Source organism: Pseudoxanthomonas beigongshangi (assembly GCF_016820515.1).
In the GTDB taxonomy this organism is placed as follows: domain Bacteria; phylum Pseudomonadota; class Gammaproteobacteria; order Xanthomonadales; family Xanthomonadaceae; genus Pseudoxanthomonas_A; species Pseudoxanthomonas_A beigongshangi.
Map to the genome: position 1 here is coordinate 1 of NZ_JADHDV010000003.1, position 19,222 is coordinate 19,222.

The 19,222-nt window shown below is 67.4% G+C and carries 12 protein-coding genes; 8 read left to right on the forward strand and 4 right to left on the reverse strand.

Features of this window, described 5'->3' with window-relative positions; genetic code table 11:
- Nucleotides 1-151: 151 nt before the first annotated feature.
- Complete coding sequence (locus IQ458_RS02675) at nucleotides 152-3,037, reverse strand: TonB-dependent receptor plug domain-containing protein (RefSeq protein ID WP_425504628.1); 2,886 nt, start codon at nucleotides 3,035-3,037, stop codon at nucleotides 152-154.
- Between the two features lie 454 nt (nucleotides 3,038-3,491).
- On the opposite strand from IQ458_RS02675, the gene IQ458_RS02680 reads away from it, so the two are divergent.
- On the forward strand, nucleotides 3,492-4,892 hold the full coding sequence (locus tag IQ458_RS02680; protein ID WP_203321837.1) for an alpha-L-fucosidase: 1,401 nt from the start codon (nucleotides 3,492-3,494) through the stop codon (nucleotides 4,890-4,892).
- Entirely contained in the window at nucleotides 4,889-6,346 is a 1,458-nt protein-coding gene (locus IQ458_RS02685; protein WP_203321838.1) for an alpha-L-fucosidase, read from the forward strand. The genes IQ458_RS02680 and IQ458_RS02685 overlap by 4 nt, the downstream gene beginning before the upstream one ends.
- An 88-nt stretch (nucleotides 6,347-6,434) precedes the next feature.
- Here the strand turns inward: IQ458_RS02685 and IQ458_RS02690 are convergent, their stop codons facing one another.
- The 3 genes from IQ458_RS02690 to IQ458_RS02700 are packed head-to-tail and all read right to left on the reverse strand — an operon-like array spanning nucleotide 6,435 to nucleotide 12,761.
- A complete protein-coding gene (locus IQ458_RS02690) occupies nucleotides 6,435-7,949 on the reverse strand; it encodes an alpha-L-fucosidase (protein WP_235996599.1) in 1,515 nt (504 codons plus the stop codon).
- Nucleotides 7,950-7,989: 40 nt separating this feature from the next.
- The gene (locus IQ458_RS02695; RefSeq protein ID WP_203321839.1) at nucleotides 7,990-10,404 is read right to left on the reverse strand and encodes a glycoside hydrolase family 3 N-terminal domain-containing protein; all 2,415 of its coding nucleotides are present in this window, start codon (nucleotides 10,402-10,404) and stop codon (nucleotides 7,990-7,992) included.
- Entirely contained in the window at nucleotides 10,404-12,761 is a 2,358-nt protein-coding gene (locus IQ458_RS02700) for a beta-N-acetylhexosaminidase (RefSeq protein WP_328805053.1), read from the reverse strand. The genes IQ458_RS02695 and IQ458_RS02700 overlap by 1 nt, the downstream gene beginning before the upstream one ends.
- A 101-nt stretch (nucleotides 12,762-12,862) precedes the next feature.
- On the opposite strand from IQ458_RS02700, the gene IQ458_RS02705 reads away from it, so the two are divergent.
- The 6 genes from IQ458_RS02705 to IQ458_RS02730 are packed head-to-tail and all read left to right on the forward strand — an operon-like array spanning nucleotide 12,863 to nucleotide 19,212.
- Nucleotides 12,863-13,630 carry an SDR family oxidoreductase gene (locus IQ458_RS02705; protein ID WP_203321840.1) on the forward strand — a complete coding sequence of 256 codons (768 nt, stop codon included), beginning with the start codon at nucleotides 12,863-12,865 and terminating at the stop codon, nucleotides 13,628-13,630.
- A gap of 10 nt (nucleotides 13,631-13,640) precedes the next feature.
- Complete coding sequence (locus tag IQ458_RS02710; RefSeq protein WP_203321841.1) at nucleotides 13,641-14,483, forward strand: fumarylacetoacetate hydrolase family protein; 843 nt, start codon at nucleotides 13,641-13,643, stop codon at nucleotides 14,481-14,483.
- Nucleotides 14,480-15,802 carry an L-fuconate dehydratase gene (locus IQ458_RS02715; protein ID WP_425504624.1) on the forward strand — a complete coding sequence of 441 codons (1,323 nt, stop codon included), beginning with the start codon at nucleotides 14,480-14,482 and terminating at the stop codon, nucleotides 15,800-15,802. The genes IQ458_RS02710 and IQ458_RS02715 overlap by 4 nt, the downstream gene beginning before the upstream one ends.
- Nucleotides 15,802-17,583, forward strand: a complete 1,782-nt coding sequence (locus tag IQ458_RS02720) for an alpha-L-fucosidase (protein ID WP_203321842.1) — start codon at nucleotides 15,802-15,804, stop codon at nucleotides 17,581-17,583. The genes IQ458_RS02715 and IQ458_RS02720 overlap by 1 nt, the downstream gene beginning before the upstream one ends.
- A complete protein-coding gene (locus IQ458_RS02725; RefSeq protein ID WP_203321843.1) occupies nucleotides 17,580-18,425 on the forward strand; it encodes an L-fucono-1,5-lactonase in 846 nt (281 codons plus the stop codon). Before IQ458_RS02720 ends, IQ458_RS02725 begins: the two co-directional genes overlap by 4 nt.
- Nucleotides 18,426-18,435: 10 nt before the next feature.
- Nucleotides 18,436-19,212 carry an SDR family oxidoreductase gene (locus IQ458_RS02730; RefSeq protein ID WP_183640896.1) on the forward strand — a complete coding sequence of 259 codons (777 nt, stop codon included), beginning with the start codon at nucleotides 18,436-18,438 and terminating at the stop codon, nucleotides 19,210-19,212.
- The last annotated feature ends 10 nt before the right edge of the window (nucleotides 19,213-19,222 follow it).

Here is a 19,222-nt window from a genome sequence, read left to right on the forward strand (position 1 = left end):
TGTCTACGGAATCGGGGGCGTACCAATCGGTACAACTACTTAGACTCGCAATCAAGCTGCTGCATTTCCATTGCATTCTCATTTCCGCCCAAAAAAAGGCCCGGCTTTCGCCGGGCCCAGTCGCATCGGGAGAGACGATGCGATACAGCGGTTACTTGAAGTTGTAGACGATCTCCGCCGCCACTTCGCGGCCGACCGGATCATCGACGCAGTAGGCGAAGTCGCCGCACCACTTGTCGCCATAGATCTTGTCGAAGAGGTTGCTGGCGTACAGGTTCACTTTCAGGACGTCGTTGATCTGGTAGCCCACGCTGCCGTTGAAGTAACGGCGAGGTGCGCGGCGATCATAGTGGCGGGGCGAAGTCTGGCCGAAGGTGGGGCTACCCACCGTCGTGTCCTGGCAGGTGTAGTCATCAACGTAGGACAGATCGCTGTAGCCATCGGCCAGCGGCATGCAGCCGCCCCAGCGGTTATCGCGACCACCGGACTTCTGGTACATCATCAATGTGGCGTTCCACTTTTCCCAGCTCCAGTTGACGCTGGCGGTAATCTTCGTGCGCGGATTCTCCGTGGCACGCGTATCACGCAGTTCATCGGTCACGGTACGCCGCGACTTGAAGCTCAGCATGTTGGTGTAGTTCAGATTGAAGCTCAGGCTGCCAATCGCCGTGTCCGGCATGCGGTAGCGGGCGCTCACGTCCACACCATCCACTTCGGTCTCGGCACGGTTGATCGGGTTGATGTCGATGGTGACCGAGCCCGCCGTGGTGGCCGGCACGCCCGGTGTACGATGGATGCGGCGGATCGCCTCAGCGCACCACGAGGCGGTTGGCGGTGACGACAGCGGTTTGTTGTCCGGGGTGAAGCCTCCCTGGGTGCAGTAGGCCTCCGTCTTCAGCAACTCGTCCACGTCGATGGTGTCGATGATGTCCTCGATCTTCACGCTCCAGTAGTCGGCGCTGATCGAGAAATTGGTGAATGCGTCCCAGACGAAGCCAGCCGTGTACGAGGTACCGGATTCGTACTCCAGATCCGGAGTGCCGCCGCGGTTGATCACCGAGTCTTCGATCTTGTACTGGTCACGCGGGCACTGGCCGGACGGACGGTTGGGGTCCAGGGCGCAGGCCACGTAGTCCGTGTTGTCCTCGATGCCCGAGCTGGCCTTGGCATAGACGAAGTGCATGTCCGGCGCGCGGAACGCAGTGCCATAGGTTCCGCGTACCAGCAGCGTGTCGATTGGGCGCCATTCCAGGCCCAATTGGTAGGTGGTCTCGGCACCACTGCGCACCGCATCGTACTTGTCGTAACGGGTCGCCAGGTTGGCCGACAGCGTTTCCAGCAGCGGTACGTGGAATTCCACGCCGGCCGCGTAGCGATTGCGGTCGCCGCCGCCCTGCTCGATGTTGCCGAAGGGGGTCGACCATTCGCCGGTCAGCGTCTTCGGTTCGGGGGTCAGCCGGTAGCCCTGGCGGGCCGCTTCCACCACGCCGGCAAATCCGATCGGGCCAGCCCAGCCCTCGAACAGGTCGCCGGACAGGATGAACTGCGCCTGGGTGAGCCAGGATTCGGCCTTTTTCTGTCCGCGATGGGCAATGGAATTGAACTGATCCGCGCCCAGGGGGTTCCAGAACTTGTTGTAGTCCGGGGTGAAGATCGGATCGCCGTTCGCCGCGGTGCCCTGCTGTGGTCCCAGGAAGAAGTCGCGCATCTCGCTCTGGCTGAAGGCCGGGAACTGTTCCTTGACCTCATACTCGGCGCGGCCAATCGACGCTTCCCAGTCGAAGCGGCCGTCTCCCAGCGTTCCCTTGATACCGGCGCTGAAATCAACCGCCAGTTCCTTGGACTGGGTCAGGAAGGCGGCATCCCCGCCCGCATCCTGCGGCGTGAAGCGCTTGAGGAAGTTGCGACGGCCGCCGGCACCGTTGTTGACGGTCGGATCCCAGTAGTTGCCGCTGCCGAAACTGTAAAGGAAGCTGCTGGATTCGCCGGTCGTGCGCCATGCCCCCAGGCTGGCCCAGCCCTGCAGGTCATCGGTGAAATCATAGGTACCGTACAGGTATAGCGAATCGTCCTTGCTGCCACTGCGCAGCGTCCAGTTCGCGAATACGCGTTGCGCGCAGACGGTCGGCCCGTTGGTGATCGCACCGGTGTTGCGGTCATAACCACGGATGGTGAACTGGTACATCGTGCTGCCGTACTGGTCGCAGGCGCCCGGTGGCGGCGCGATGTAGTTGGGAACGCTGCCGACACCGGGAATGTTGGTGCTGGTGCCGTCGTGCATGCGGTTGCCGGTGAACGGGAACAGCTTGGCGGTGTTCAGCGCGCGCTCGGCCGGCCCCCACGTTGCGTAATCCTTGTCATCCTCGGAATCCATGAACGGGCGCTGCCTGGCCAGCAACACGCCACGCTCGAAATGCTGTGCGTTGTAGACCAGGCTCCACTTGTCCCCGCTGAAGCCGCCGGACAACACGAGATCGGTGTTCGCGCGGCCACCGCGGGTGGCTTCACCGTACTTGGCGCGGACGGTATGCCCTTCCACGTTGCTCTTGAGGATGACGTTGATCACGCCGCCCATCGCGTCGGAGCCGTAGATGGCCGAGGCGCTTCCCGACAGCACTTCGATGCGCTCGACGATGCCGGACGGGATGTTGTTGAAGTTGGAGAAATTGCTCTTGCCCTGGTAGGGCAGCGGATAATCGGCGACGCGACGGCCGTTGATCAGCAACAGGCTGCGGCCGGGACCAAGGTTGCGCAGGTTGAGCGGGCTCGCGTTGACCGTGGTGGAACCCCAGTTGTAATCCTGTTCGACGTTGCCGATCGCTTCGGTGATGGTGGTCAGGGCGTCGTAAACGGTGGCGAAGCCTTCCCGCTTCATCTGCTCGGAAGTGATCACGGTCACCGGCGCCGGACCTTCGATTCCGGAGCGCTTGATGCGTGAGCCGGTCACGGTGACCGTGTCGAGATTCTTCGCCTTGCCGTCGTTCGCTTGGCTTTCATCGGACTGGGTCTGCTGCGCGGTCTGTTCTTCCTGCGCCATCGCGGCCAGGGGACAACTCAATGCCAGCGCCATGGCGGCCGCCAGAACGGTGCGGCGGTTCGAATACAAGCGGTTCATTACTTCCCTCCCAGGAAAAACATTGGTTTAAAGGTCCAGCCTATCGGCGCGCACGAGTCCCTAGCTCCTGCGCTCCCGGCAAACATAGCGGTAAGAAATGCGTAAAAATGTGATGTAGTTCTCTTTTTGTACCGATTCAATTCCCTGAAATCGATTTCGGTGCCGGACTGTCATCACGGTTACGCTTGGATGTGCAGCCAGGCGCCTTTCCCTGCCGTCAAAAGGGATTTCCCACGCCATACAGCCCACCCCCGGCAGCGGTTATCCGCACTCCGGGCAGTCACTGTTTGCTCCCGCGGATCACTGAATAGCGGGCTTGCGTGTGCACGCAATGTGATTACGATTGGTCCAGCCTTTGAACCAAACGGATTTCCGCATGCGCGTTCGACGCCCGGCACGCCTTCCCCTGCTCCTTTCCCTGCTCGGCCTGCTTGGCGGAACCGGCGCCTCCCTGGCCGCTGCACCGCTTGCCGATGAGTCCCCCGCGCCGACCTCCCTCCACGGCGAAACCGATGCGCAGCATGCCCAGCGCATGCAGTGGTTCGCCGACGCCAAGCTGGGCATCTTCATCCACTGGGGCATCTACGCGGTGGATGGCGTGGACGAATCCTGGTCGTTCTTCAACGGCAAGATGTCGCATGCCGATTATCTGAAGCAGTTGCGCGGCTTCACCGCCAGCGCCTACGACCCGCAGGCGTGGGCGCGGCTGTTCCGCCAGAGCGGCGCTCGCTATGCGGTGCTGACCACGCGGCATCACGACGGCGTGGCGCTGTGGGATTCGAAGCAGGGGCTCAACGTGGTGCGCGATACGCCGGCCGGACGCGATCTGGTCGGCCCGTTCGCCGATGCACTGCGCGCCGCCGACCTGAAGGTGGGCCTGTACTACTCGCTGCCGGACTGGTCGTACCCGGACTACGACGTGTTCACCCGCAAGCAGAAGCGCTATAGCCTCGCCGCCGAGCCGCAGCGCTGGCAGCGCTTCCTGGATTACTACCAGGGCCAGATCGCGGATCTGCAGCAGCGCTACCGGCCTGATTTGATCTGGTTCGACGGCGACTGGGAGCACAACGCGGGCGAATGGCAGTCGGCCAAGCTGCGCACCGACATGCGCGCGCGCAATCCCGGGCTGATCATCAATTCGCGCCTGAACGAATACGGCGACTATGCGACACCCGAACTGGGCGTGCCGGTGGTCAAGCCGGCGCAGACGTATTGGGAACTGTGCCTGACGATGAACCGGTCGTGGGGCTACCAGCCGCGCGACACCGAGTACAAGAGTCCGCACCAGATCATCCAGGTCTTCAGCCAGACCCTGTCGATGGGCGGCAACCTGCTGCTGGACATCGGGCCGAAGGCCGACGGCAGCATCGATCCGCGCCAGCTGGAGATCCTGGAAAAGCTGGGCCGCTGGACCGGCAAGCACAGCGAGGCCATCTATGGCACCACCGCGGGTATCGGCCTGGATCATTACGCCGGCCCGAGCACGGTGTCGAAGGATGGCCGCACCGTCTACCTGTTCCTGGACGGAACGCCCAACGGCGATTTGCTGGTGAAGGGTTTCGACAGCAAGGTACTGCGCGCGCGCGTGGTCGGCGGCGACCAGCCGGTGCAGGCGCGGGTGCTGGGCAAGTACGACTGGTCCAAGCACCCCGGCCTGCTGTTCCTGAGCGTGCCGAAGGCGGCGCTGGATCCTGATCTCACCGTGATCGCGCTGGAACTGGAGGCGCCGGTGAAGCTCTACCGCGAAGAATCCAAACCCATCGAGAGCAACGGATGAAACTGCATCGCCTGTTGTCGCTGGCGCTGCTGGGCGCGATCGCCCTGCACGCCCCTTCCGCCGCGCGCGCCGACAGCCGCGGTGAATACGTCGCCGAAACCGATCCGCTGGTGGTGCGCAAGCTGGACCAATGGCAGGACTGGAAGTTCGGTTTCATGATGCACTGGGGCCCGTACAGCCAGTGGGGCGTGGTCGAGTCGTGGTCGATCTGTTCCGAGGACGTGGGCTGGTGCCAGCGCCCGGAGGGCGTGGCCTATGTCGATTACGTGAAGCAATACGAGGCGCTGCCCGACACCTTCAATCCGGTGCGTTTCGATCCGGCGGCCTGGGCGGAGGTCGCGCGCGAGGCCGGCACCAAGTACGTGGTGTTCACCACCAAGCACCACGACGGCTTCTCGATGTTCGACACCCGCCAGACCGACTACCGGATCACCGCGCCGAACGTGCCCTTCCATGACAATCCGCGCGCCGACATCACCCGCGCGGTGTTCGACGCGTTCCGCGCGAAGGGTTTCGGCATCGGCGCCTATTTCTCCAAGCCGGACTGGCACAGCGACGACTACTGGTGGCCGCGCTTCGCCACCCCCAACCGCCACGTCAACTACGACACCCGCAAGTATCCCGAGCGCTGGCGACGGTTCGTCGACTTCACCCACGCGCAGATTGGTGAACTCACCCGCGACTACGGGCGCGTGGACATCCTGTGGCTGGACGGCGGCTGGGTGCGTCCGGGCGATACCCTGGAAGACGTCGCGCAGGGACTGGCCGGCGTGCCGTGGCCGCAGGACATCGACATGCCGGGGCTGGCGGCGATGGCACGGCGCAACCAGCCGGGCCTGATCGTCGTCGATCGCGCGGTCGGTGGCCGCTACGAGAACTACCGCACACCGGAGCAGAAGATTCCCGACGAACCGTTGCCGTATCCGTGGGAAACCTGCATGACCCTGGGCGATTCCTGGAGCTATTCGCCCAACGACAAATACAAGAGCACGCGCACGGTGGTGCAGATGCTGGTGGACGTGGTCGCCAAAGGCGGCAACTACCTGCTCAACGTGGGGCCGCAGCCGGACGGACAGTTGCCGGCCGAGGCGGTGAGCCGGCTGCGCGAAATCGGCGCGTGGATGAAGACCAACGGCGGCGCCATCTACGCCAGCCGCGCGGTGGCGCCGTACCGCGACGGCAAATTCCGCTACACCCGGATGAAGAATGGCGACGTGTACGCCATCTACCTGCCCGACGCCGACGAACAGCGGTTGCCGGCGCAGTTGGAAATCCCCGGTCCGTCACCGCGCGCGGGCAGCCGGCTGGCCGTGCTGGGAAGCGATGTGCAACTGGAGTGGCGCCGCGAGGGTGAACGGACCATCGCGTTGATTCCCGAAGCGGCGCGCGAAGCCACCGCCGGCTCACCGGCCTGGGCGATCCGCCTGCCGGGGGCGACGGGGCGGATGCGCTGACGGCGGCAAGAAAGAAATGGGGCGCCTCGGCGCCCCTCCTCTTTTCAGGTACCGCGGCGCCGGGCACCCCGGACGACGCGCCCCCCTTTCAGTCCCCGTGATAGTCGGGGCGGTCCCAGGCGGCGTCGGCGCTGCGGTGCAGCCCGATGCGTACGATGCGCGGCGCCGCGTAGGCGTGCTCGATGACCAGGCGCAACCGCCCGGTGCGCGTCGAGGGCACCCGGTCCAGCTTGCAGTGGCCGATCGTCGTGCCCCAGGTCAACGGCTGCCAGGCGTCGTCGCGCCAGACGTCGATGCGGTAGTTGGAGACGTGCTGGCCATGCGCGATGGCTTCCTCCAGCCGGATCACGTCGAACTCCGCATCGGGCGGCAGCGACAGTTCCAGCCAGCCTTCGCGCGCGTCGCCGCCCGGTGTCCAGAAGCTGTCCGCATCACCATCCACGACCCGCGCCGCGCCGTCCCCCATGCTCGCCTTCGCGCTCGCGCCACGCGCCAGATCCTTCGCCAGCAGCGCCTCGCGCAGGCGTGCGAAGCCTTGCAGCGCGCGCACGTCGTTGTCGTGGAACAGGCCATCGGGTGTCGGCGGCACGTTCAGCAGCAGCTTGCTGTTGCGGCCCACCGAGGTGAAGTACAGGTTCATCAGGTTCTGCGGCGTGCGCACCTTCGCGTCCTGATCCGCATGCCAGAACCAGCCGGGCCGGATCGATACGTCGGTTTCGCCGGGACGCCAGACCGCGCCATAAGGATCGCCCTGCTGCAAGGCTTCGCCGGTCCACGGATCATCGGCGCCGGGACGCGGCACCCGCGCCGGATCGACGCTGGCCCAGCAGGTGCTGCCGGCGCTGCCGGTCTCGTTGCCGATCCAGCGCACGTCGGGGCCGGCGTCGGAGAACATCACCGCCTGCGGCTGCAGTTCGCGCACGGTGCGGTGGATGCGCGCCCAGTCGTACTGCTGGCGCTTGCCGCTGGGGCCTTCGCCATTGGCGCCGTCGAACCAGACCTCGACCACCGGACCGTAGCCGATCAGCAGTTCGGTCAGCTGCTGGATGTAGAAATCGTCGTAGGCCTTGCCCTCGCCGTACACGCGCGCGTTGCGATCCCACGGCGACAGGTAGAAGCCGACGCCGAGTCCTTCCGCGCGGCAGGCATCGGTGAATTCACGTACCAGATCGCCCTTGCCGCCGCGCCAGGGACTGCTGGCGACCGAATGCGTGGTGGTCTTCGTCGGCCACAGGCAGAAGCCGTCGTGATGCTTGGCGGTGAGGATCATGCTGCGGAAGCCGCTGGCCTTGGCGGTGCGCGCCCACTGGCGCGCGTCGAGCGCCTTCGGGTCGAAGATGGCCGGACTTTCGCTGCCGTCGCCCCATTCGCGCCCGGTGAAGGTGTTCACCGTGAAATGCACGAACATCGACAATTCCTCGCGCTGCCAGGCCAGTTGCGCGGCGCTGGGGCGCGGGCGCGGCGCCGCATCCACGATGACCGCTGCGGACCGCGCCGATGTGGCCGCGCCGGCCGCCGCCAGCGGCACCAGCGCGCCGGCCATGCCGGCCGCGCCGGCGCCCAGGAAACCCCGCCGCGTCCAGCGCGGCCATTGCATCGTCATCCGATTGCTCCTTCGCGCGCATCGCCACGATGCGTCGCGGTCATGGTTGTACCTCGAACTCGCCCTGCTGGCGGATGTCTTCCGAACCCGCCCCGATCATCACCCGGAACATCCCCGGCTCGACCATCCGCCGCATCCGCCGGTCCCACAACGCCAGATCCTCCGGCGTCAGGCGGAATCGCACCGTGCGGGTCTGGCCCGGCGCCAGGTGGATGCGCTCGAACCCGCGCAGGTTCTTCTCGTAGGTGGTCACCGAACCGACCAGGTCGCGGGTGTAGATCTGGACCACCTCGTCGCCGGCGACACGGCCGGTGTTGCGTACGTCCACGCTCACCTCGACGCTGCCATTCGCGGGTATGCGCCTTGGCGCGACGCGCAGGTTGGCATAGTCGAAGGTGGTGTAACTCAAACCGTGGCCGAACGTGTACAGCGCGCCGTTGACGCGTGATTTCTCCCCTTCCCACTGCGCATTGGGCTTGGTCGGGAAATTGAACGGAATCTGCCCGGCGCTCTTCGGGAAGGTGACGGTCAGCTTGCCGCCCGGGTTGTAGTCGCCGAATAGCGCATCGGCGATGGCGGTGCCGCCCTGATCGCCGGGAAACCAGGCTTCCAGGATCGCCGGCACGTGCGCATCGGCCCAGTTGATGCTCATCGGCCGGCCATTGATCAGCACCAGCACCACCGGCGTGCCGGTGGCATGCACGGCGCGCAGCAGTTCCAGCTGCCTGCCCGGTAGATCCAGACTGGTGCGACTCAGGCTTTCGCCGACGGTGCGATCGCCATCGCCCAGCACGACGACCGCCACGTCGGCGCCGGTGGCCGCGCGCACGGCCTCGTCGATGCCGGCCTGCTCGATGGCACTCAGCGGTTCGGGCAGGATCTCGATGGCCGGCCAGTTGTCGCCGGCAATCTCCACGCCCTTGGCATGGCGCACCTCGGCGCGTGGCCCCAGTTTCGCGCGCAGGCCCTCCAGCACAGTCACCACGTGGCCGCCGGAAGGGCCATAGTGGCGGTGTGAATAACGACCGTCATCGGCATTGGGGCCAATGACCGCGACCGTCTTCAGATCCTTGCGCAGCGGCAGCGCGGCATCCGCGTTCTTCAGCAGCACCAGGCTCTCGCGCGCCGCCTGCAGGGCGACTTCGCGGTGTTCTTCCGAATTCACGAGGCGCGCACTGGCTTGGGCGTCGTCCACGTAGGGACGGTCGAACAGCCCGAGGATGAACTTCACCCGCAACACGTCGCGCACGCGATCATCCACCGTCGCGATCGCCAGCGAACCGTCGGCCAGCGCCGCGCGCATCGGCAGCACGTAGTCCTCCGGCGGGGTGAAGTTGGTGCGGATGTTCAGGCCGGCCTCGGCCGCCTGCCGCACCGCGTCCTTGGCGTCGGCGGCCACGCCGTGCTTGGTGTGCAGGAATTCGACCGCCTCGCTGTCGGAGACGACGTACCCGCGGAAGCCAAAATCGCCGCGCAGGCGCTCGGTCAGCCAATAGTGGCTGCCGGTGACCGGCACGCCGTCGTAGTCGTTGTAGGAACTCATCACGCCCAGCAGGCCGGCCTCGCGGATCGCGGCGGCGAACGGCGGCAGGAAGATTTCCTCGACCTCGCGCGGCGCCACCTGCGGATCGGTGCGGGCCATGCCCTCGCGTGCCCCCTTGTTGGCGCTGTAGACGGCGAAGTGCTTGGCGGTGGCGGCCACGGTGAAGTCCTGTTGCAGCCCCTTCACCATTTCCACGCCCAGGCGCGAGACCAGATACGGATCCTCGCCGTAGACTTCCTCCATCCGGCCCCAGCGCTGATCACGCGCGACGTCCAGGATCGGCGCGTATACATTGGTGTAACCCAGCGCGCGCGCCTCGATGCCGGTGATGCGGCCCATCCGGCGCACCAGCGCGCGGTTCCAGGTGTGGCCAATGCCCAACTGGCTGGGGAAACTGGTCGCTCCACGCGCCTCGACGCCACGGATGCCTTCGTTGGTGAAATCGACCGGGATGCCGAGCCGGGTCTGTTCGACGAAGAACCGCTGCACCTCGTTCATCGCCCACACGTGCCGGCGCAGGTCGGTGGCGTACGCGCTCCTGCGGCCATCGCCCCAGCCGTTGTGCATCTCGTCGATGTTGCCGATGCCGTCCTTCCACAGCGCCGCCTTCCATTGCGCGGTGGGCAGCGGATCCTTCAGCACCCGGCCGTAGCCGTACAGCGTCGCCAGCTGTACGGTCTTTTCCTCCATGCTCATCCGCGCCAGCAGATCCTCCACCCGCGCGTCGATCGGCGCGCGGGCGTCCTCGTAGACGTCCTTGCGGCCGTTCTTGTCCAGGTCGATCCAGCCGTCGTGGTAGATCCCCGGGGTCGGCGCGAAGGCCGGCGCCGGTTCGCCCGCCGGATTGGTCGCGGGCGTGGCGGCGGTGAATCCCGCCGCCATCAGCACGGCCAGCGTTGCCGGCGCGCGCATCAGCGCGGCTCCGCCGCCGTCAGCAGCTGGATCCGATCGATGGCCCACAGCACGCGCCGGTGATCGCCGGTGAACTTTAGGCACAGATCCTGCGCGCCTCGCAGCGAAGGCAGGGCCACGTCGACCCGCTTCACCGCGTCGGCGCCCACTTCGACCCGCGCTTCCGCCACCGGCTTGCCTTCGCAGCCGCCAACGCGCACCTGCAGATCCACCGGCCCGGCCGGCGGCGGTTCGACGCCGACCGAATCACCGCCGAACTGGAAGTTGTACGGCAGGTCCAACACTTCGGCGCGCAGGGTGGTGACGCCGTCCAGCGGCGCCTGCTTCCACTGCCAGCACGGCGTGCCGATGTCGACCGGCACCACCGCGCGTTCGCCTTCGCGCGGTTCGTCGTCCTCCAGTCGCAGCACGTAGCTGTCCTTGCGGCAGGCATCCAGGTACTCGGCCTCGCGGGTGCGCAGCGCGAGCGCGTCGATACGCAGCTCGCGCGGCGCGGCCAACGGCTTGCCCTGGAAGAAGGCATTGGCCTTCACCGTGGTCGGCAACGTCACCTGCAATGCCTGCTGGTAGCGAGGCGACTGCGCCGTCGGTTCGCTGCCGTCGGTGGTGTAGCGCAGTTCACCGAAGCCGGTCTGGTTGAGCAGGGTCACCTGCGCGCGTTCGCCCTCGGCCCGCGCGCGGATGCGCGCGGCGAACGCGCTGTCGGCGGCGCGGATGCCGGAACGCTGGAAGCGCCGCATCTGCGGCGCCAGCCGTTGCAGGAAGCCTTCCCAGTCACGCGTGGCCTTGGGCGACCAGGCAATCTCGGCCAACGCCGACAGGCGCGGGAACGCCATGTGTTCCACCCGCGGCTCGGTGCGCACGTGCTCGGTCCACAGGTTGGCCTGGGTGCCGAGCACATGCCTGGCCTGATCGGCATCCAGTTCGGGCGGCACCGGTTCGAAGTCGTACACCTTGCGCAACGTCGTGGTGTAGTCGTGGCCCGGCGGTTCGTCGGACTCGTCGGACTGCATGCGGTTGATGTAGGTGACGTTGCTCGGGCTCAGCACCACGTCGTGCCCCTGCCGCGCGGCCTCCACCGCGCCTTCCATGCCGCGCCAGGACATCACCGTCGCTTCCGGGGGCAGGCCGCCTTCGAGGATTTCGTCCCAGCCAATCAGGCGGCGATCGTGCGCGACCAGGAAGGTTTCGATGCGCTTGATGAACCAGCTCTGCAGTTGCATGTCGTCGGTCAGGCCGAGCGCCTTGCGGCGCGCCTGGATCGACGGCGAGTTGCGCCACTGGTACTTGTCCGCCTCGTCGCCGCCGATGTGGATGTATTGGCCGGGGAAGATGTCCATCACCTCGGTCAGCACGTCCTCCAGGAACTTGAAGGTCGGATCCTCCACGCCATACAGCCAGGTGTTCACGCCCCAGTCCGGTGAAACCGGCGGCGCCTTGCCGGTGGCTCCGAACTCGGGGTATGCCGCGATGGCGGATTGCGCGTGGCCGGGCATCTCGATTTCCGGCACCACGGTGATGTGGCGCTGGCGCGCGTACTCGACGATCTCGCGGGCTTCGGCCTGGGTATAGAAACCGCCGTAGCGCACCGGCTTGCCGTCGGCGCCCTGCCCGGCCTTGCCGGCGGGAATGCGCCACGCACCGACTTCGGTGAGTTTCGGATAGCGCTTGATCTCCAGGCGCCAGCCCTGGTCGTCGGTCAGGTGCCAGTGGAAGACGTTCAACTTGTGCCGCGCCATCTGGTCCAGCAGGCGCTTGATCCCGTCCACGCTCTGGATGTGCCGGGCCGAGTCGAGCATGAAGCCGCGCCAGCCGAAGCGCGGCGCGTCGGCGATGCGAACCGCCGGCACGCTGATCGGCAGGGTGTCGGCGGTGGTCAGCAGTTGCCACAGGCTGACGCCGCCGTAGAACAGGCCGGCGCCATCGCGGGCATGGACGCGGATGCCGTCGGCGGCCACGTCCAGCGCATAGCCTTCCGCACGGGTGTCCAGCTTCGCGTCGCTGCTGAAGACGATGGCCGGCCCCGATGCCGAATCGACCTGATGCAGGGAAACGCCGGTGCTTTCGCGCAGCATGGCGATGAACTGGCCGGCGGCGGCCCGTGCGGCGGGATCGGCCGCCGCGGCGACGACCGGCGTGTCGGCCGCCACCACGAAACGGCCCTGTCCGGGCGTGGCCTGCGCGGGCGCGGGAATCAGCGGCGGCGGGCTCCCGGCGGCGAAGGCCTCGGCGGGTGTGGCCGCCTGGCCCGGGTCAGTTGCCGGGCCACCGCAGGCGCCCAGGGCCAGCAACAGGATCGCCAACCCGGTCGCCTTTCCCATCACGACGGCGCGGGCCGCCTCCCCTTTCCGCTTCACCTGTTCCATCATCGGACCTCGCCTCTGCCATGCCGGGTTGCAAGTTTCAGATCTCACGATAGCATTGGTCCAACCACTAGGCCATTAGCCCGGAGTCCCCCATGCGCCTGCAAGGCAAACTCGCCCTGGTCACCGCGACCGGCCAGGGTATCGGCCGCGCCACCGCGCTGGCCTTCATCCGCGAAGGCGCGCGGGTGATCGCCGCCGACATCGACCAGGAGGCCTTGCAGCGGCTGCGGGTCGAGGCCGGCGAGGCGCTTGTCCCGCTGCGCCTGGACGTGACCGACACCGCCGCGATCGCCGCCCTCGCGCAGCGCCACGCGGGTGCCGGCGACGCGGTGGACGTGCTGTTCAACTGCGCAGGCTTCGTCCATAGCGGCAGCATCCTGGAAGCCGGCGAGGAGGACTGGGACCTCGCCTGGCGCCTCAACGTCGGCTCGATGTACCACCTGATCCGCCGGTTGCTGCCAGGCATGCTGGCACGCGGCGGCGGCTCGATCATCAATGTCGCCTCGGTCGCCTCCAGCATCAAGGGCGTACCCAACCGCTTCATCTACGGCACCACCAAGGCCGCGGTGATCGGCCTGACCAAGGCGGTGGCCGCCGATTTCGTCGGCCGCGGCGTGCGCTGCAACGCGATCTGCCCGGGCACGGTCAGCTCGCCGTCGCTGGAAGCGCGCATCGCCGAGCAGGCGCGGCAACAGGGCAGTTCCATCGAGGACGTGCAGGCCGCGTTCGTCGGCCGCCAACCGATGGGCCGGCTGGGCCGCCCCGAGGAAATCGCCGCGCTGGCGGTGTACCTGGCCAGCGACGAATCCGCATTCACCACCGGCACCACGCACGTGATCGACGGCGGCTGGATCAACTGAAGGAAACCTCATGAAACTGTTGCGCCATGGCGCACCGGGCGCGGAAAAGCCCGGACTGCTCGACGACGAAGGCCGCATCCGCGATCTCTCGGCGGTCATCACTGACATCGCCGGTGAAGCGATTACTCCCGAAGGCCTGCAGCGCCTGCGCGCGCTGGACGTGTCCACGCTGCCGTTGGTGGATGGCGCGCCGCGCCTGGGCCCCTGCGTGGGACAGGTCGGCAAGTTCGTCTGCATCGGCCTGAACTACTCCGACCACGCCGCCGAAACCGGCGCGCAGGTGCCCGCCGAGCCGGTGATCTTCAACAAATGGACCAGCGCGATCTGCGGACCCGACGACGACGTGCGGATTCCGCGTGGTTCGCGCAAGACCGATTGGGAAGTGGAACTGGGCGTGGTGATCGGCCGCGGCGGCCGCTACATCGCCGAAGCCGACGCGATGGAGCACGTCGCCGGCTACTGCGTGATCAACGACGTGTCCGAGCGCGAGTTCCAGCTGGAAGGCACCGGCACCTGGGACAAGGGCAAGGGCTGCGACACCTTCGGCCCGCTCGGTCCCTGGCTGGTGACCGCCGATGAGATTCCCGATCCGCACGCGCTCGGCCTGTGGCTGGAAGTGGACGGCCACCGCTACCAGGACGGCAACACCCGCACGATGGTGTTCCAGGTGCCGTTCCTCATCAGCTACCTGAGCCGTTTCATGAGCCTGCAACCGGGCGACGTGATCTCCACCGGTACGCCGCCGGGCGTGGGCCTGGGCCAGAAACCGCCGGTGTACCTGCGGCCCGGCCAGGTCATGCGGCTGGGCATCGACGGCCTCGGCGAACAGCGGCAGAAGGTGGTGCAGGCATGAACGCCGTTCCCCAGCCGGCGCTGGCCGGCGTGCGCATCAGCGGGATGCGGGTCGAGGATCTGCGTTTCCCCACCTCGCAGCACCTGGACGGTTCGGATGCGATGAATCCGGATCCGGACTATTCGGCCGCCTACGTGGTGCTGGAAACCACGCGCGACGGACTGGAAGGCCACGGCCTGACCTTCACCATCGGCCGCGGCAACGAGATCTGCTGCGCCGCGATCGAGGCGATGCGGCATCTGGTGGTCGGGCTGGATCTGGACTGGATCGCGCAGGACATGGGCCGCTTCTGGCGCCACGTCACCTCCGACAGCCAGCTGCGCTGGATCGGCCCGGACAAGGGCGCCATGCACCTGGCCACCGGCGCGGTGGTCAACGCGGCCTGGGATCTGTGGGCCAAGGCCGAGGGCAAGCCGGTGTGGCGGCTGGTCGCCGACATGACCCCGGAACAATTGGTGCGCTGCGTCGATTTCCGCTACCTGAGCGACGCCATCACGCCGGAGGAAGCGCTGGCGCTGCTGCGCGATCGCGAAGCCGGCAAGGCCGGGCGCATCGCCACCCTCGAACGCGAGGGCTATCCCTGCTACACCACCTCGGCCGGCTGGCTGGGCTATCCGGACGACAAGCTCCGCCGGCTATGCCAGGAAGCGGTGGACGCCGGCTTCCGCCACGTCAAACTCAAGGTCGGCCGGGATCTGCAGGACGACATCCGCCGGGTGACCATCGCCCGCGAGGTGCTGGGACCGGATCGCCGGCTGATGATCGACGCCAACCAGATCTGGGAAGTCGGCCAGGCCATCGACTGGGTGAAACAGTTGGCCTTCGCCCAACCGTGGTTCATCGAGGAGCCCACCAGCCCCGACGATATCGCCGGGCATCGCGACATCCGCCAGGCCATCGCGCCGGTGCAGGTCGCCACCGGCGAGATGTGCCAGAACCGGATCATGTTCAAGCAGTTCATCGCCGGCGGCGCCATCGACGTGGTCCAGATCGACGCTTGCCGCGTGGGCGGGGTCAACGAGGTGCTGGCGATCCTGCTGATGGCGGCCAAGTACGGCCTGCCGGTGTGCCCGCACGCCGGAGGTGTGGGCCTGTGCGAATACGTGCAACATCTGGCGATGATCGACTACGTCTGCATCGCCGGCACCCGCGAGGGTCGCGTGGTGGAATACGTCGACCACCTGCACGAACACTTCCAGGTCCCCTGCGTGATCCGCGACGCCGCCTACCTGCCCCCGACCGCGCCCGGCTTCTCCATCACCATGAAGGACGCCAGCCGTCGCCAGTACCTGCATCCCGCGCCCGGCGGTGGCCCCTGATGCGGGCCACGGCGCGCCGCCGATCCGCCCTGCCTGCCGCGCTGCTGTCCGTCGCGCTGTCGCTGGCGGCGGGCTGCGACGAACAGCGGCCGACCAGCACGCCGCCCGCACACGACGGCACGCCCGCCGCGGCCACCACGCTTCCGGCCGCCGATCCCGCCGCGCGTATCCGCCACTGGCAGGAACAGGGCTACGGCATGTTCGTGCACTGGGGCCTGTATTCCGAACTGGGCGGCGTGTGGAACGGCCAGCCGGTGACGCGCGGTTACTCGGAGCAGATCCAGAGCTGGGCCAATATTTCCCATGACGACTACGCGAAGGTCGCCGCACGCTTTTCGGCGCCGAAGTTCGACGCCGGCGCGATCTGCAAACTGGCCCAGGACGCCGGCGCGCGCTACGTGGTGGTCACCAGCAAGCACCACGACGGCTTCGCGATGTTCGATACCGCGAGCACCGACTTCGACATCGTCGATCGCACGCCGTTCGGCAAGGACCCGATCAAGCTGATCGCCGAGGCCTGCCGCGCGCGCGGCATCGGCCTGGGCCTGTATTTCTCGCTGGTGGACTGGCACGCCGGCCATCCCTTCGACCCGGACAACGGCAACCCGATTCCGGCGTCGATGGAACCGCTGATCGAAAAGCAGATCACCGAGCTGATGACGAACTACGGGCCGATCACCGAGGTGTGGTTCGACATGTCCACGCCGACGCCGGAGCAGAGCCGCAGGTTCGCCGGCATCGTCCATCGCCTGCAGCCGGCGGCGGTCATCAATGGCCGCATCTGGAACAACGTCGGCGACTTCGTCACCCTCGGCGACAACGAGGCGCCACCGCCGTCGATGCAGCCGCCGTTCGAAGTGCCGGCGTCCATCTACCACGCCACCTGGGGCTACCGGAGCTGGCAGCAGCGCGACGATCTGCCGGGCAAGGTGCGCGAGCTGGCCAACGGCCTGGTGCAGGCGCGTAGCGCCGGCGGCAACTACCTGCTCAACATCGGCCCGATGGGCGATGGCTCAATCGTGCCGTTCGAGGCCGACGTCCTGCGCGGCATCGGCCAGTGGCTGCATCGCCACGGCAATCTCGCGATGACCGCGCGGCCCAGCGGGCTGCCGCCGCAGGCCTGGGGCAGCACGCTGGTGGACGACAAGGCGCTCTATCTGTTCGTGCGCGACTGGCGCGGCGGCAAGCTCGTCGTCGAAGGCCTCGCCAATGATCCGCGCGGGATCCACATCGATGGAAATGACACCGCGCCGCCGCTGGCCTGGCGTCGCGACGGCGATACGCTGGTGATCGATCTGCCCGCGGGGGTACCGGACGCTGTGCTTCCGGTGCTGCGTGTTGAATTGCAAGGCGCGCTCCGGATCATGCCGGCCGATGCGGCCGCGGTCCCCGCTTCCGGCATCGCGACGCTGCCCCGTTCGTCCTGGCATCCCGGCACCAGCTTCGCGTTCGGCAGCGGCTATCGCAGCCAGCGCTCGACCAATGTATCGCTGCGCGCCATGCTGCGGCCCGAACAGGCGCAAGCCGCCGCATGGCTGCGTTTCTCGGGCGTGCAGGCGGCATCGGCGCAGCGCTATCGCATCCGTGTCGGCGAACAGGCACGCGAGGTGGACGCGGCCACGTTGCGCGGGCAGGCCATCGGACCGTTCGCGATCCCTGCCGCTGACGCGGGCGCGACTCCGGTGACGATCGAACTGGCCGCACCCGCTTACCCCGCGCAGGATCTGGAACTGCGCTTCGACGCGATGTCGATTTCGCCGCGGGCGGACGCCGCGCCGTGATCGCCCGCGTCGACGCCCACCAGCATTTCTGGCGCTACGCGCCCCGGGACTATCCCTGGATGGGCGACGGCATGGACGTGCTGCGGCGCGACCGGTTGCCGGAAGATCTGGCGCCCTTGCTGCAAGCCGCCGCGCTGGACGCGTGCATCGCGGTGCAGGCGCGCGCCGACGAGGTGGAGAACACTCTCCTGCTCGACCTCGCGCAGCAGCACGCCATCATCGCGGCGGTGGTCGGCTGGGTGGATCTGTTCGCCGCCCATGCGGAGGATCGGCTGGCGCACTGGCGCGCGCATCCGCGCTTCGCCGGCGTGCGCCACCTGCTGCAGGACGACCCGGACGTGGCCGCGACACTGGCCGACCCGCGCTTCGCGCGTGGCGTCGAGGCGGCGCAGCGGCAGGGCCTGGTCTACGAAATCCTGGTGCGTGGACCGGCGCAGCTGGCCGAGGTGCCGGCTTTCTGCGCGCGCCACGATCGCCATTGGCTGGTGCTGGATCACCTCGGCAAGCCCGCCATCGGCGGCGACGGCGAGGCCGACTGGCGGCGGCACCTGCATGCGCTGGCCGCGCAGCCGCACGTGCTGTGCAAGGCGTCGGGACTGGTGACCGAAGTGGTCGGCGCCGGGTTGGATCGCGATGCGATCCTCCGGCACCTGGATGCCGCGCTGGAAGCGTTCGGCGCGGATCGATTGATGTTCGGCTCGGACTGGCCGGTCTGCCTGCTGCGCGCCGACTACGCCGCGGTCGCGGCGCTGGTGCGAGACTGGGCGGGCCGATTGTCGGAAACCGAACAGGCGCAGTTGTGGGGCGGGACCGCCCTGCGCTGCTATGACGTACACGGCTGAGGGGGTCGTGATGGATCTGGAATTGCGGGACAAGGTGGTGATCGTGACCGGCGGCGGCGCCGGCATCGGTGGCGCGATTTCACGCGCACTGGCGCGCGAGGGCGCGATTCCGGTGATCTTCGGGCGCAGTCCGCTGGACGCCGCATTCGAGGATGAATTGCGGCAGGCGCAACCACGCTTCCGTTTCCACCAACTCGATCTAGCCGACGCGGACGCCTGCGAGCGCGCGGTGGCCGCGACGCTGGCCGAAAACGGCGCATTGCACGGCCTGGTCAACAACGCCGGCGTCAACGACGGCGTCGGGCTGGAAGCCGGTCGCGATGCGTTCGTGCAGTCGCTGGAGCGCAATCTCATCCACTACTACGTGATGGCGCACCTGTGCGTCGACGCGCTGAAGGCCAGCCGCGGCGCCATCGTCAACGTCTCCTCCAAGACCGCGATTACCGGCCAGGGCGGCACCAGCGGTTATTGCGCCTCCAAGGGCGCGCAGCTGTCGCTGACCCGCGAATGGGCCGCCTCGCTGGCCGCCGACGGCGTGCGGGTGAACGCGGTGGTGCCGGCGGAAGTGATGACCCCGCTCTACCAGAGCTGGCTGTCCGGCTTCGACGACCCGGATGCCAAGCTGGCCGATATCACCCGCCGCATCCCGCTGGAACGGCGCATGACCCGCGCCGACGAGATCGCCGACACCGCGGTGTTCCTGCTGTCCGCGCGCGCCTCCCACGTCACCGGCCAATGGCTGTTCGTGGATGGCGGCTACACCCATCTGGATCGCGCCCTGACCTGAGGAAATCCCG